The 13,725-nt window shown below is 57.8% G+C and carries 15 protein-coding genes; 8 read left to right on the forward strand and 7 right to left on the reverse strand.

The window, feature by feature from the left end:
- The first annotated feature begins 2 nt into the window (after window positions 1-2).
- Together FBY12_RS27110 and FBY12_RS27115 are read left to right on the forward strand one after the other, a co-directional pair.
- On the forward strand, window positions 3-668 hold the full coding sequence (locus FBY12_RS27110) for a bifunctional 4-hydroxy-2-oxoglutarate aldolase/2-dehydro-3-deoxy-phosphogluconate aldolase (RefSeq protein ID WP_145257467.1): 666 nt from the start codon (window positions 3-5) through the stop codon (window positions 666-668).
- A 287-nt stretch (window positions 669-955) separates the two neighbouring features.
- Window positions 956-1,678, forward strand: coding sequence for an intradiol ring-cleavage dioxygenase (locus FBY12_RS27115; RefSeq protein WP_145257471.1), 723 nt, complete (start codon window positions 956-958; stop codon window positions 1,676-1,678).
- 36 nt (window positions 1,679-1,714) lie between these two features.
- Here FBY12_RS27115 and FBY12_RS27120 read toward each other — a convergent pair whose 3' ends face one another.
- On the reverse strand, window positions 1,715-2,896 hold the full coding sequence (locus tag FBY12_RS27120) for an aminotransferase class V-fold PLP-dependent enzyme (RefSeq protein WP_145257474.1): 1,182 nt from the start codon (window positions 2,894-2,896) through the stop codon (window positions 1,715-1,717).
- 16 nt (window positions 2,897-2,912) lie between these two features.
- A complete protein-coding gene (locus tag FBY12_RS27125) occupies window positions 2,913-3,149 on the reverse strand; it encodes a DUF3820 family protein (RefSeq protein ID WP_007949456.1) in 237 nt (78 codons plus the stop codon).
- A 204-nt stretch (window positions 3,150-3,353) separates the two neighbouring features.
- Here FBY12_RS27125 and FBY12_RS27130 point away from each other — a divergent pair, with 204 nt between their 5' ends.
- Window positions 3,354-3,821, forward strand: coding sequence for a PA2169 family four-helix-bundle protein (locus FBY12_RS27130; protein ID WP_145257477.1), 468 nt, complete (start codon window positions 3,354-3,356; stop codon window positions 3,819-3,821).
- 135 nt (window positions 3,822-3,956) lie between these two features.
- Here the strand turns inward: FBY12_RS27130 and FBY12_RS27135 are convergent, their stop codons facing one another.
- Both FBY12_RS27135 and FBY12_RS27140 read right to left on the reverse strand, forming a co-directional pair.
- Window positions 3,957-4,427, reverse strand: a complete 471-nt coding sequence (locus FBY12_RS27135) for a MaoC family dehydratase (RefSeq protein ID WP_054044906.1) — start codon at window positions 4,425-4,427, stop codon at window positions 3,957-3,959.
- A gap of 66 nt (window positions 4,428-4,493) precedes the next feature.
- Window positions 4,494-5,438, reverse strand: coding sequence for an alpha/beta hydrolase (locus tag FBY12_RS27140; RefSeq protein ID WP_145257480.1), 945 nt, complete (start codon window positions 5,436-5,438; stop codon window positions 4,494-4,496).
- Window positions 5,439-5,712: 274 nt separating this feature from the next.
- Between FBY12_RS27140 and fadD2 the strand changes: the two genes are divergently transcribed.
- Entirely contained in the window at window positions 5,713-7,401 is a 1,689-nt protein-coding gene (gene fadD2, locus FBY12_RS27145) for a long-chain-fatty-acid--CoA ligase FadD2 (protein ID WP_145257483.1), read from the forward strand.
- Window positions 7,402-7,754: 353 nt separating this feature from the next.
- On the forward strand, window positions 7,755-9,446 hold the full coding sequence (gene fadD1 / locus FBY12_RS27150) for a long-chain-fatty-acid--CoA ligase FadD1 (protein WP_121731230.1): 1,692 nt from the start codon (window positions 7,755-7,757) through the stop codon (window positions 9,444-9,446).
- Window positions 9,447-9,556: 110 nt separating this feature from the next.
- Here the strand turns inward: fadD1 and FBY12_RS27155 are convergent, their stop codons facing one another.
- Entirely contained in the window at window positions 9,557-9,934 is a 378-nt protein-coding gene (locus FBY12_RS27155) for a hypothetical protein (protein ID WP_121731229.1), read from the reverse strand.
- A gap of 201 nt (window positions 9,935-10,135) precedes the next feature.
- Here FBY12_RS27155 and FBY12_RS27160 point away from each other — a divergent pair, with 201 nt between their 5' ends.
- The 3 genes from FBY12_RS27160 to def all read left to right on the forward strand — a co-directional run bounded on the left by FBY12_RS27160 (window position 10,136) and on the right by def (window position 11,995).
- Window positions 10,136-10,327, forward strand: a complete 192-nt coding sequence (locus FBY12_RS27160; RefSeq protein WP_092278909.1) for a CsbD family protein — start codon at window positions 10,136-10,138, stop codon at window positions 10,325-10,327.
- Between the two features lie 172 nt (window positions 10,328-10,499).
- Window positions 10,500-11,453 (forward strand): YihY/virulence factor BrkB family protein, encoded by a 954-nt coding sequence (locus FBY12_RS27165; protein ID WP_092278911.1) that lies wholly within the window; start codon window positions 10,500-10,502, stop codon window positions 11,451-11,453.
- Window positions 11,454-11,455: 2 nt separating this feature from the next.
- Complete coding sequence (gene def / locus FBY12_RS27170; protein WP_121731228.1) at window positions 11,456-11,995, forward strand: peptide deformylase; 540 nt, start codon at window positions 11,456-11,458, stop codon at window positions 11,993-11,995.
- Window positions 11,996-12,119: 124 nt separating this feature from the next.
- On the opposite strand, the gene FBY12_RS27175 is transcribed toward def, so the two are convergent.
- Together FBY12_RS27175 and gstA are read right to left on the reverse strand one after the other, a co-directional pair.
- Entirely contained in the window at window positions 12,120-12,527 is a 408-nt protein-coding gene (locus FBY12_RS27175; protein WP_145257486.1) for a GNAT family N-acetyltransferase, read from the reverse strand.
- 358 nt (window positions 12,528-12,885) lie between these two features.
- Window positions 12,886-13,488: a glutathione transferase GstA gene (gene gstA / locus FBY12_RS27180; protein ID WP_145257489.1), complete on the reverse strand. Its 603-nt coding sequence runs from the start codon at window positions 13,486-13,488 to the stop codon at window positions 12,886-12,888.
- Between the last annotated feature and the right edge of the window lie 237 nt (window positions 13,489-13,725).

The raw sequence follows: 13,725 nt of genomic DNA on the forward strand, positions 1-13,725 counted from the left end.
CTATGAAAAACACTCCCCCGACCGTTTCCATGGCGGATAAGGTTGCCCTGATCGACAGCCTCTGCGCCAAGGCGCGGATTTTGCCGGTGATCACTATTGCTCGCGAACAGGACGTACTGCCACTGGCCGACGCCCTGGCCGCCGGTGGCCTGACGGCGCTGGAAGTGACCCTGCGTTCGCAGTTCGGCCTCAAAGCCATCCAGATCCTGCGCGAGCAGCGTCCGGAACTGGTGACTGGCGCCGGCACCGTGCTTGATCGCAGCATGCTTGCCGCTGCCGAAGCGGCCGGCTCGCAGTTCATCGTCACGCCGGGCATTACCCGCGACCTGCTTGAAGCCAGTGTCGACAGCGCGATTCCGCTGTTGCCGGGCATCAGCAACGCTTCCGGAATCATGGAAGGTTATGGTTTGGGTTATCGCCGCTTCAAGCTGTTCCCGGCGGAAGTCAGCGGCGGCGTCGCGGCGATCAAAGCCTTGGGCGGCCCGTTCGGCGAGGTCAAATTCTGCCCGACTGGCGGCGTCAGCCCGGCCAATATCAAAAGCTACATGGCGTTGAAAAACGTCATGTGCGTGGGCGGTAGCTGGATGCTTGATCCGGAGTGGATCAAGAACGGCGACTGGACACGCATTCAGGAATGCACCGCCGAGGCTCTCGCGCTGCTCGACTGATTTGATTGTTACCAGACACTTCGTTGTGTGTTCTACGGCTTTAGCGGTGCACTTGGTCGGTGCACCGTTTTTTTTTGCGCAAAAAGTCATCGAGCCCTGTGGGAGCGAGGCTTGCCCGCGAAGGCGCCGGCACATTCAACACATCGGCTGGATCTGAAAGCGCTTTCGCGGGCAAGCCTTGCTCCCACACAAGCAATGCGATCGGATACACGCCTCGATACATAGATACCGCATGCCGGCGCGGTTCTCTCTCTATCCTTCAAAAATCTTAAGGAAGAGAGAACGTCATGGACTACACCACTGCTGCCCCTCGCGACAGGGTTTTGCTGCTTTCACCCGAGCACATCGCCGGCCCGTATTTCCGCAACCCCAAACTGATCCGCAGGAACATCAGCGAAAGCCAGGATGGCGTTCCGCTGGTGTTGCGCCTGTCGATTGTCGACGCCATGACCGGCGAACCCGTAAGCGGCGCGCTGGTGGATATCTGGCACTGCAACGCGCGTGGCGCCTATTCGGGCTGGAGCAAGGTTGATCCGGATCAGGCAGTCGCAGCCGACCACATCGGCGCCGTTCCGCGCACCGATGACGACACCTACCTGCGCGGCGGGCAATTCAGCGATAACAGGGGCGCTGTGCGTTTCACCACGATTTATCCAGGTTTTTATGCCGGCCGCGCCCTGCACATTCATGTCGCAGTGCGCATCACCGGTGGCAACAATTACCTCGAAGAGCGCCACGTTGCGTGGGTTGGCCAACTGTATTTTCCCGAAGTGGCTTCCCGCTCAGTGCTCAATGGCAAAGCTTACAGCGGTCGAAGTCTGCTGCCGATGGACAACCATCAGGATCAATATCATCAACAAATGAACGGCAGCGCCTCGACCCTGACGGTCAGGAGCATCGGGCGGGAGAGTCATGAAGACGGATTTTTCGGGCACATGACTATCGGCATCGACACCTTTGCGGTGTCGACACAGATCAAACCCGAGGATTTCGCTAAATACACGGTTTAATACAAGGTGTAGCGGCGTGCACTCGACTTGATGCGATCAGCTCAGCTCGGTCAGGGCTTTGATCAGCAGATCGATCTCGGCAGCAGTGGTCGTCAGCCCCGGCGTGATGCGAATGCACGGCCCGCTCGCCGCACCGCTGCGCACCACGGTAAACAGGTTGTACTCACTGAGCAGCCGTTCGGCCATGACTTGCTGGTCGGCATGATTGGTAAAGCGCATCGAGGTGATGCCGCAATACAACCGCGGATCGTCCGGGGTCATCACTTCAATACCCGGCAGCTCGCGCACCGCGCTGACCCAGCGATCCCGCAGATAGTTGAGCCGTGCACCTTTGGCCGCTGAGCCGCCCATCGCCTGATGTTCTTCGAGCACCAGCGGCAGGGTCATCAGCGCCGGAATGTTCGGCGTGCTGTACGGCGTGCGCCCGCGAATGTCGTTGAGCGGGAAATGCATCTCGCCCATGTCCGGGTCGATGTCGGCCAGGCGCTGCGGGGCGATATAGATGAAGCCGAGAGTCAGCGGTGCGCCGATCCACTTGTGCAGGTTGTAACCGGCGAAGGCAACGCCCAGCGATTCCAGGTCGAATTCGAGCTGGCCGAGCGCATGCGCGCCGTCGAGAATCACATCCACGCCGTGTTCCTTCGCCAGCGCGGCGATGGCCTGTACCGGCATCACCAAACCGGTACGGTGGGTGACGTGGGTCAGCGCCATCAGCTTCAGGCGCGGGTAACGCACGAAGATGTCGCGGTAACTGGCCAGCAGACTGTCGAAGGTCGCCGGGTGCTGGTGATCAATCTCGATTACCTCGACGCCGCGATGACGCGCAAGCCAGCGCATGGCGCCTTTTACCGTGTCGTATTCCAGATCGCAGATCAGCACCTGATCGCCCGGTTGCAACCGGTTGTAGTTGCGGATCAGCGCCTGCAAGCCGTCCGAGGCGTTGCGGGTGAGGGCGATCGAGTGCGCGCGCACGCCGAGCATCTCGGCAAGCTGCGCGCGGATGTCTAGGCTGTCCTGCGGCTCGAAACGCTGGCGCACCTGCACCGAGTTGCTGCGATTGATCAGCTCGATATTGCGCTGGTATTCCTCGACCACCGTGCGCGACATGCGTCCGAAATAGCCGTTCTCCAGATTGATCGGCCCAGGCTGGACGGCGTAGCGGTCGGCGAAGGTCAGCCAGAAGTCTTCATCGCGGGCACGGCGGGTGTTATCGGGCATGGGCTACTCAGTTGATTCAGTGGCGAGGGGCGGGTTTGCCGTGTTTGGCGCGCAGCGGCTCGAGCAGTTCGGACAAACCGTTGTGATCGATTTCCTGCATCAGCGCAAGCAAACCGCCGAGCTCGCCGTGCGGGAAACCCTCACGGGCGAACCAGTTGAGGTATTGGCCGGGCAGGTCGGCAATGATCCGGCCCTTGTATTTGCCGAAGGGCATTTCGCGGGTTATCAGCAATTCGAGCTTTTCAGGATTCATTCATCAGTCGTCTGGATTCAATCAGTCTGGAAAATACAGGCATTCTGCATGCAGGCCAAATGACAGATCATGCAAATAACACTGATACAGATTTTTGATGAAATCATAAGTTATTGAAATATAAGGATTAAATATTCAATCCAAAGCTGGCATGCAGGCTGCAATAGCTATTGCATCTCTCATCAAACCGCGAGGAATTGAAAAATGACTGACGTGAATAAAGAAGCCATCTCTGTACTGAACGACCTGATCGAAACCAGCAAAGACGGTCAGGAAGGCTTCAAGACCTGCGCTGAAGACATCAAGCATCCAGAATTGAAATCTCTGTTTGTTACCCGTTCCGCTGATTGCGCGGCCGCTGCTGCCGAGCTGCAAGCCGAAGTCCGCAAACTGGGCGGCGATCCGGAAACTTCGACCAGCGTTAGCGGTGACCTGCACCGTCGCTGGGTAGACGTGAAAGCGATGTTTACCGGCAAGGATGAAGAAGCCGTGTTGAACGAAGCTGAACGCGGTGAAGACCACGCGCTGAAGGCTTACAAAGAAGCGCTGGAAAAAATCAGCAAGCACAATCTGGTTGGCATTCGTGACCTGGTTGAGCGTCAGTACCACGGCGTACAACGCAACCACGACCAAGTAAAAGCCCTGCGTAACCAGGCTCGTGCTCGCTCGTAATTGCTTGTCGCTGTAACAAAAAACGCCAGTTTGACTGGCGTTTTTTTATGCCCGCAATAAAAGCGGCGCGTACCTGTGGTGAGGCGGGCAAGCCACCTCGTCACACAAGCCCATCATCACAAATGCAGGGTTTGATCAGCCGATGCTGATCGCCGGCAATACGGGCAATGTCACAGTCTGCTGCTTGCGTGGCGCGAGGATCTCCGCTTCGCCGTCCACTACCAACTCATCACGCTGGTTGAACACGCGAGTGGCAATCCGTACACGAAACTTTGGCAGTTTCTCGAGAATCTCCAAGCGCACGGTCAGGGTGTCGCCGATTTTCACTGGTTTCTGAAAGCTCATCTGCTGACCGATATAAATAGTCCCCGGCCCAGGCAACTCACAAGCCACCGCTGCGCTGATCAACGCGCCGCTGAACATGCCGTGCGCGATGCGTTCCTTGAACATGGTGCCGGCGGCGAATTCGGCGTCCAGGTGCACCGGGTTGTGATCACCGGACATTGCGGCGAACAACTGAATATCGCGCTCTTCGACGGTTTTGCTATAGCTGGCGGTCTGGCCGACTTCAAGGGCTTCGTAAGGGGTGTTGGTAACCTGGGTCATTTGTCTCAATTCCTGTGACGAATTTAAAAATCCACAAAAGCAACTGTTCAAAAATCTGTCGAAAAACTATTCGGTTCTGGCCGGGCGGCGGTGGCTCAGGGCCTCGGCGATCCAGTTCAATACGTCGGCGGTCACTTCATCGCGGTTGCTCTCGTTGAACAGCTCGTGGCGTGCCTGCGGGTAAATATTCAGTTGCAGGTTCTGACTGCCGGCGGTGCGCAGCGCATTGGCCAGATCCTTCAGACGCTTGCCGTCGCTCACCGGATCACATTCACCGCCCATTACCAACAAGGGCAGGCCCGGATCGACCTGGGCGAGATTGGACGCTTTGCTGATTTGCTGCAAGCCGCCGAGCAAGTCGATCCACAGCTGATTGGTGCAACGAAAGCCGCAGAGCGGGTCGTTGGCGTACAGATCGACCTGCGCCGGGTCGCGGCTCAGCCAATCGAATTTCGTACGCGTGGGTTTGAATTTGTTGTTGAACGAGCCGAATGAGAGATATTCGATCAGCGCACTGCGCCCCTTCGGCCCCTGACGCAAGCGTTCCAGGCGAGCAATCTGCCGCGCCGCGCGATACAGCGCGATCGGCTGAAAATTCGAGCCGCTGAGAATCGCCCCGTGCAGGCTGGCGCTGTGATGCAGCAAATACGCCTGGGCGATGTAGCTGCCCATGCTGTGGCCCAGCAGCACAATCGGCACGCCGGGATGCTGCTGGCCGATGTGTTGATTGAGGCTGGCAAGATCGCCGACCACTTTGCACCAGCCATCGTCATCGGCGAAATGCCCGAGCGTGGCGTTTTCGGCAGTTTTGCCATGTCCGCGCAAGTCCGGTGCGTAGACGCCATACCCCTGCGCGCAGAAACTTTTTGCCAGCCGATCATAACGGCCGCTGTGTTCGGCCATCCCGTGGGCCAGCAGAATCAGCGCTTTCAGTGGCGCGTCGGGCAACCACTGGTTGACGAAGAGGCGGCTGTGATCACTTGCGGTCAGCCAGAAAGTGTCGTGGGTCATGGCGGTTCCTTTGCACGGTTTTGCTGCGGATGTTGCTGCGAATGTTGCTGCGTGTGTCGTTGCAGATGTCGTTGCATTGTATAGCGCATCCGACGCGCCTCGTCTGATCAGCCCACAGCGGGGCAGGAAGATTCACACGATCTATGACGCACTTGGCCATATTTGCCTGATCCGCCATAACTGCTAGTGTCCGTGAAGCTCCGCTTTCCGTTGTTGGTGTTTCACAAATGACAGAAGTGGCCCCGGATAGATTCAGGTAAAGAGGACAAGAACAATGCAACCTGATTTCTGGAATGACAAACGCCCGGCCGGCGTGCCCCTGGATATCGAGCTGGGCGCTTACAAGTCGGTGATCGAGGTGTTCGAGCGCTCCTGCAAGAAATTCGCCGATCGTCCGGCCTTCAGCAATATGGGCGTGACCCTGACCTACGCTGAACTGGAACGCTACAGCGCTGCATTCGCCGGTTATCTGCAGGCCCACACCGACCTGGTGCCGGGCGACCGCATCGCGGTGCAGATGCCCAACGTCCTGCATTACCCGATTGCGGTGTTCGGTGCCCTGCGCGCCGGGCTGATCGTGGTCAACACCAACCCGCTGTATACCCCGCGCGAGATGCGCCACCAGTTCAAGGATTCCGGCGCCCGGGCGCTCGTCTACCTCAATGTGTTCGGTTCCAAGGTCCAGGAAGTGCTGGCCGACACCGACATCCAGTACCTGATCGAAGCGAAGATGGGCGACCTGATGCCCGCCGCCAAGGGCTGGCTGATCAACACCGTGGTCAACAAAGTGAAGAAGATGGTCCCGGCGTATTCCTTGCCGCAGGCCATTTCCTTCAAAAGCGCGCTGCGTCAGGGCCGGGGCCTGGGGATCAAGCCACTGAATGCCGGGCTCGGCGACATCGCCGTGCTGCAATACACCGGCGGCACCACCGGTTTGGCCAAAGGTGCGATGCTCACGCACGGCAATCTGGTGGCGAACATGCAACAGGCGCGCGCGTGTCTCGGCCAGTTCGGCAGCGACGGCCAGCCGTTGTTGCGTGAAGGTCAGGAAGTGATGATCGCGCCGCTGCCGCTGTACCACATCTATGCATTCACGGCGAACTGCATGTGCATGATGGTCACCGGCAACCACAACGTGCTGATCACCAATCCACGCGACATCAAGGGCTTTATCAAAGAGCTGAAAAACTGGCGATTTTCGGCGCTGCTCGGGTTGAACACGCTGTTTGTGGCGTTGATGGATCATCCGGATTTCAAGACGCTGGACTTCTCCAGTCTCAAACTCACCAACTCCGGTGGCACCGCGCTGGTCAAAGCCACCGCCGAGCGCTGGGAACAGCTCACCGGTTGCCGGATCACCGAAGGCTACGGCCTGACTGAAACCTCGCCGGTGGCCTGCACCAACCCGTATGGCGATAAATCGCGAATCGGCACGGTCGGCCTGCCGGTGCCGGGCACCACGCTGAAAATCATCAACGACGAAGGTGTCGAGCAGGCGTTGGGCGAGCGGGGCGAGTTGTGCATCAAAGGCCCGCAGATCATGAAAGGTTACTGGCAGAAACCCGAAGCCACCGCCGAAGTGCTGGATGCCGAGGGCTGGTTCAAGTCCGGCGATATCGCGGTGATCGACCCGGACGGTTTTGTGCGCATTGTCGATCGCAAGAAAGACATGATCATCGTCTCGGGTTTCAACGTGTACCCGAATGAAATCGAAGACGTGGTCATGGCCCACCCGAAAGTCGCCAATTGCGCGGTGATCGGCGTGCCGGACGAGCGTTCCGGCGAGGCGGTGAAGTTGTTTGTAGTGGCGCGTGAATCGGGGGTCAGCCTTGAAGAGCTGAAGGCTTACTGCAAGGAAAACTTCACCGCGTACAAAGTGCCCAAACACATTGTGTTGCGGGAGTCGTTGCCGATGACGCCGGTGGGCAAGATTCTGCGCCGCGAGTTGCGGGATATTGCATAACGGTTGAATGGCCGCGCTTCGCGCGATCGCGAGCAAGCTCGCTCCCACAGGGTTTTCGATGGTCCTGTGGGAGCGAGCTTGCTCGCGATTTTTTTTGGATAACCCCTGAATTCCGGGGGTTTCACGGATGTATAGAATTTTTGCTCTAAAATGACTGCCGGTTATTCTTGAGTCATTAAAGTGACTGTAGAGGCTCTTTTTGGCTCTAGTCGGCCCTTGGCAAAGCTGCTACTCTCGGCGCGCTTTTGTGACTTCTCGGCCTATATAAAAGCCAGATTCACCCTAAAAACACACACCAATAATAATCGCATCAAATGCGGTGATGAATTCGCGTTGCTGAGGAGTGGGCTTCCATGATCGAAGACTTTTGGAAGGATAAGTACCCTGCCGGGATTGCTGCCGACATCAATCCAGACGAGTATCCGAATATTCAGGCAGTGTTGAAGCAATCCTGCCAACGCTTCGCCAACAAACCGGCTTTCAGCAACCTGGGCAAGACAATCACCTACGGTGAACTGTACGAATTGTCCGGTGCCTTTGCCGCTTACCTGCAACAGCATACCGACTTGCAGCCCGGTGATCGAATCGCCGTGCAACTGCCTAACGTGTTGCAGTACCCGGTCGCGGTATTCGGCGCCATCCGCGCCGGGCTGATCGTGGTCAACACCAACCCGCTGTACACCGCGCGGGAAATGGAACACCAATTCAACGACTCCGGGGCCAAAGCCCTCGTCTGCCTCGCCAACATGGCGCACCTGGCCCAGACCGTCGTGCCGAAAACCGGGGTCAAGCATGTCATCGTCACTGAAGTCGCCGACCTGCTGCCGCCGCTCAAGCGCCTGCTGATCAACAGCGTCATCAAGTACGTGAAGAAAATGGTCCCGGCGTATCACCTGCCGAAAGCCATCAAGTTCAACGACGTGTTGAGCAAGGGCCACGGCCAACCGGTCGCCGAAGCTAACCCGGACAGCGGCGACGTTGCCGTGCTGCAATACACCGGCGGCACCACCGGCGTGGCGAAGGGCGCAATGCTGACCCACCGCAACCTCGTGGCGAACATGCTGCAATGCAAGGCGCTGATGGGTTCCAACCTCAATGAAGGCTGCGAAATCCTCATCACGCCGCTGCCGCTTTACCACATCTATGCCTTCACCTTTCATTGCATGGCGATGATGCTGATCGGCAACCACAACATCCTGATCAGCAACCCGCGCGACTTGTCGGCAATGGTCAAGGAACTGTCGAAGTGGAAGTTCAGCGGTTTTGTCGGCCTCAACACGTTGTTTGTTGCGCTGTGCAATAACGAAGCGTTCCGCAAACTGGATTTCTCGGCGCTGAAAGTCACTTTGTCCGGTGGCATGGCCCTGCAATTGGCCGCCGCCGAGCGCTGGAAAGCGGTGACCGGTTGCGCCATCTGCGAAGGTTACGGCATGACCGAGACCAGCCCGGTGGCCACGGTCAACCCGATCCAGAACATCCAGATCGGCACCATCGGCATTCCGGTGCCGTCGACCCTGTGCAAAGTCATCGACGATGCCGGCGTTGAACAGCCGCTGGGCGAAATCGGCGAGCTGTGCGTCAAGGGCCCGCAGGTGATGAAGGGCTACTGGCAGCGCCAGGACGCCACCGATGAAATGCTCGACAGCGAAGGTTGGTTGAAAACCGGCGACATCGCGATCATTCAGCCAGACGGCTACATGCGCATTGTCGATCGCAAGAAAGACATGATTCTGGTCTCCGGTTTCAACGTGTATCCGAATGAGCTCGAAGACGTTTTGGCGACTCTGCCGGGCGTGCTGCAATGCGCGGCCATCGGCGTGCCGGACGAGAAGTCGGGCGAGGCGATCAAGATTTTCATCGTCGCCAAACCGGGCGTGACGCTGACCAAGGAACAGGTGATGGAGCACATGCGCGCCAACGTCACCGGTTACAAAGTCCCGCGTTCCGTGGAATTCCGCGATGCGCTGCCGACCACCAACGTCGGCAAGATCCTGCGCCGCGAACTGCGCGACGAAGAACTGAAAAAGCTTGGCGTGAAGAAATAAAACACGCTGAAACACAAAAGCCCCGCAGATGCGGGGCTTTTTGTTTGCAGCACAATTTCACGAGGACTCTATGGCGAGGGGGCAAGCCCCCTCGCCACAGTGGGCCGGCGTTACAGGCGGAACGGCGCGAAATTGACGTTGGTCCCCGCCGGACGCATGTCCTGCAGGTACGAGTCCTTGTCGGCGCTCAACTCCAGGCTCAACGCCGCTTTGCGCTTGCCTTCGTTGCGCACCACCAGGCCTTCGAGTTTCTCGCGCAGGAACACCGTCGGCACTTTCAAATGCACCAGCTCGTCGGTGTCCGGCGTGTGCATCAGCAAATGCACCCATTCGTACTGACCGACGGCCAGCCGTGCGACCGGAATATCAAACCACCAGATGTTGCGATTGCGGTTCAATTCGGTGAAATGGCAGTTGTTGACGCCAAGCACAGCACCGCCGAGTTCCTGGTTTCTGCGGGCAATGGCCTGCTTTTTATCGAGTTTCATAACATTCCTACGGGATTGGATCTTCAGCGCCTGGGGCCTGAATACGTTGCGCATTCTCGGGGGTTGGCGGGCAAACATAAAGCCCAACCTGTGTGCCGCGATGAAATGTCGCTGAAAAAATAAATGAAACTCCCGCCAATGGGCGCCGGTCAATCTTTGTGTAACGACTTTCCCCGTTGAATTGTTCTGAGGAGAAACACCATGAGCAGCACTGGCGATAAAGTTAAAGGCATGGCAAACGAAGCAGTCGGCAACGTCAAGCAAGGCGTCGGCAAAGCGACTGACAACGACAAGCTGCAAGTCGAAGGCAAGGTTCAGGAAAAGAAAGGTGAAGCTCAGCAAGCTGTGGGCAAAGCCAAGGACGCCGTCAAGAAGGGCGTCGACAAGGCGTGATTGCCTCGTTGATTGCAGCAAAAAAACGGCCATTCACGGATGGCCGTTTTTGTGTCAGAAGCATTGGATTAAAACGAAATTGTTTCAAAGTCGCCAAACCGGCTACTTTGATGTAGAAAACGGACCCTGAGTCGCCACGACTTCAACCTTTTTGCGGCGAAAGGAGACGCTAATGATTTTCCCTGACATGAAACGCCTGCCCCTGCACCGCGTGATGGTGCGTACGGTCAAAGAATTCATCGATGATGAAATGTCGACCTACGCCTCGGCGCTGGCTTACCAAATGCTGTTCTCGCTGTTCCCCTTCATTCTCTTCCTGATTGCCCTGATCGGTTTCCTGCACCTGCCGGACTTTTTCTCGTGGCTGCGTCTTCAATCGGAACTGGTCCTGCCGCCTCAGGCGCTGGAACAAGTGAACCCGGTCATCGACCAGTTGCAGCAATCGAAAGGTGGTCTGCTCTCGATCGGTATCGTCATCGCCCTCTACACCGCCTCATCGGGCGTGCGGCTGATGATGAGCGCGATGAACGCGGCGTATGACGTGGTTGAGGGCCGGCCGGTGTGGAAGCGCTTTCCGCTGTCGATTTTCTACACCATCGGCATTGCCGGGATGCTGCTGATCGCCGCCGCGCTGATGGTGCTCGGGCCGCAAGTGATGGGCTGGATTGCCGCGCAAGTCGGCCTCGAAGACTTCATCGTCACGGTGTGGACCATCGCCCGCTGGCCGGTGATTGTGATTCTGATGATGGTCGCGGTGGCGTTGATCTACTACGTGATGCCCGACGTCAAACAGGAGTTCCGTTTCATCACGCCAGGCTCGGTGCTGGCGGTGGTGGTATGGATCAGCGCGTCGCTGGGTTTCGCCTTCTATGTCAAGACATTCGCCGATTACAACGCCATGTATGGGAGTATCGGCGCGATCATCGTGCTGTTGCTGTACTTCTATATTTCCGCCGCCGTGCTGCTGCTCGGCGCGGAGATGAATGCGGTGATCGAGCACATGTCGACCGAGGGCAAAGACCCCGGTGAAAAAGTCCCCGGCGAAAACGACCAGGAAGACACCAAACAACACGTTTCGGGACTGGGACGAGATCACTCGCTCAAGCCGAACACTGACGAAGTCTGAACATGATCCGTGAAATCCTGAAAATGGGTGATGAGCGCCTGCTGCGCATCGCCCCGCCCGTACCGCCAGAAATGTTCGACAGCCCTGAGTTATGGGAATTGATCGACGACATGTTCCAGACCATGGAAAGCGTCGGCGGCGTAGGCCTGGCCGCGCCGCAAGTGGGCGTCGATCTGCAACTGGTGATCTTCGGCTTCGAGCACAGCGAGCGTTATCCCGATGCCGAAGCGGTGCCGCAGACGATTTTGATCAACCCGTTGATCACGCCGCTGAGCCCGACCCTGGAAGAGGGTTTCGAAGGTTGCCTGTCCGTGCCCGGTTTGCGCGGCGCGGTGCAGCGTTACCAGCACATTCGGTATGAAGGTTTTGATCCGAAGGGCCAGCCGATTGTGCGCATCGCCTCGGGGTTTCATGCGCGGGTGGTGCAGCACGAATGTGATCACCTGATCGGCCGTTTGTACCCGTCGCGGATTACCGATTTCAGCAAATTCGGCTTCACCGAAGTGCTGTTCCCGGAACTCGACCCGGCCGCAGACGAATAACCCCGCAGCGATAAACATCAACTGTAGGAGCGAGCCTGCTCGCGATAAGGCCATGTCAGTCAACTGTTACTGACTGACACAGCGCTATCACGAGCAGGCTCGCTCCAACAGGTTTGATGTATCTCTAGCCCAATCCCATCGCAATCATCGGTTTGCTCCGTGCATACCGGGCCAATCGCTCGACCATCGCGTAGGGCATTTTCGGGTCGAACGTAAACCCGCGCCGCTCATAAAACCCGCGCAAATCCGGATGGCAATACAACCACACCGGGCTGTCGAGGTCTTTGACCGCTGCGGCGATCAGCGCCGCCGCGATCCCTTGTTCGCGACACGCCGGGTCGACAAACAACCCGGTCAGCCAATACCCGCCCGCCACCGGCCGCAAGCACAACGCGGCAACGATTTCACCACGCCGCGCCACCCACAATTGCGCATCGCGCACCGCTTTCATCGGCGATTGGTGGGCGCGGTAGAACTTGTTCATCAGCGGCCATAACGGTTCGTCGAGCAGGGCGTATTGGGTGTCTGGCATGGGCCTGGGCTGTCGGTCGGTAAAGTCGGCGATTATAAAAGAACGCGCGCGCGGCGATAGGTGTATACCTGACCCCACATCCCGTATGAGTGGAGTACGTATCATGGCCAAAGGCATGGATTCAAAGAAAGCAGCGAAGAAAAAACCGGCAAAAACCGCCGATGAAAAACGCGCGGACAAGAAGGCCAAGAAGGTGGACGTGTTCGGGCATTAATAGCGAGCTTTAACAAAAAGCCTGTGGCGAGCGAGCTTGCTCGCGTCGGGTCGCGCAGCGGCCCCCCCTTTTGATATCAGGAAGAAGGGGACTGCTGCGCAGTCCAGCGCGAGCAAGCTCGCTCGCCACAAATGCTCGCAAGTCTTACGCGGTTTCTACCGCCAGTACCGCTTTCACCGCTGGCCGCGCCTCCACCCGCGCCTGAAATTGCACCAATGCCGGCCACTGATTCAAATCAATCGCAAAATACGATGTCCAGCGCAGCACCGTGAACAAGTACGCATCGGCCACGCTGAAACCGCTCGCCAGCAAGTAGTCTTGCTGTTCCAGCGTCGCGCTCAGCACTTTGAAACGTTTGAACAGTTTCTCCTTCATCTGCGCTTTAACTTCTTCCGGAAACTGCGAGTTGAACAGCCAACCCAGGCAGCCATGAATCTCGGTCGAGACGAAGTTAAGGCATTCCTGCAAACGCACACGCTCGAAACTGCCGTTGGCCGGTGCCAGTTTGGCCTCGGGGCGAAGGTCTGCGAGGTATTGCAAAATGGCCGGGCCCTCGGTCAAAACCTGGCCGTCGTCCAGTTGCAGCGCTGGCACGTAACCCTTGGGGTTGATCGCGAGATAGTCCTCACCGGTGGCGGTCTTCTTGGCTTTGTTATCGACACGAACCAACTCGAACGGCAGATCGAGTTCGCGCAGCACAATGTGCGATGCCATCGAGCAGGCTTGCGGGGCGAAATATAACTTCATGGGAAGCGCTCCAGGTAGACGAAGCCTTCCAGTGTCAGGCGTGCAACGCGGCTGGGTAAAATGAAATTTTAAATAGTTGATGGCGCCGAACCCGTCGGCCAAGTCCGGCATTTGTCCTGAACACCCTGATTACCCGCCGACTGCTGGCCTTGCGCGGTTGATTACGCTGGCTATGCTTAGCCATAACTAACTATCCAGATCAAATTTTCACCGCGTGATACACCACCAGAGTGCGCG

Origin of the sequence: Pseudomonas sp. SJZ131, from assembly GCF_007828705.1 — a bacterium.
GTDB classification, from domain to species: Bacteria; Pseudomonadota; Gammaproteobacteria; order Pseudomonadales; family Pseudomonadaceae; genus Aquipseudomonas; species Aquipseudomonas prosekii.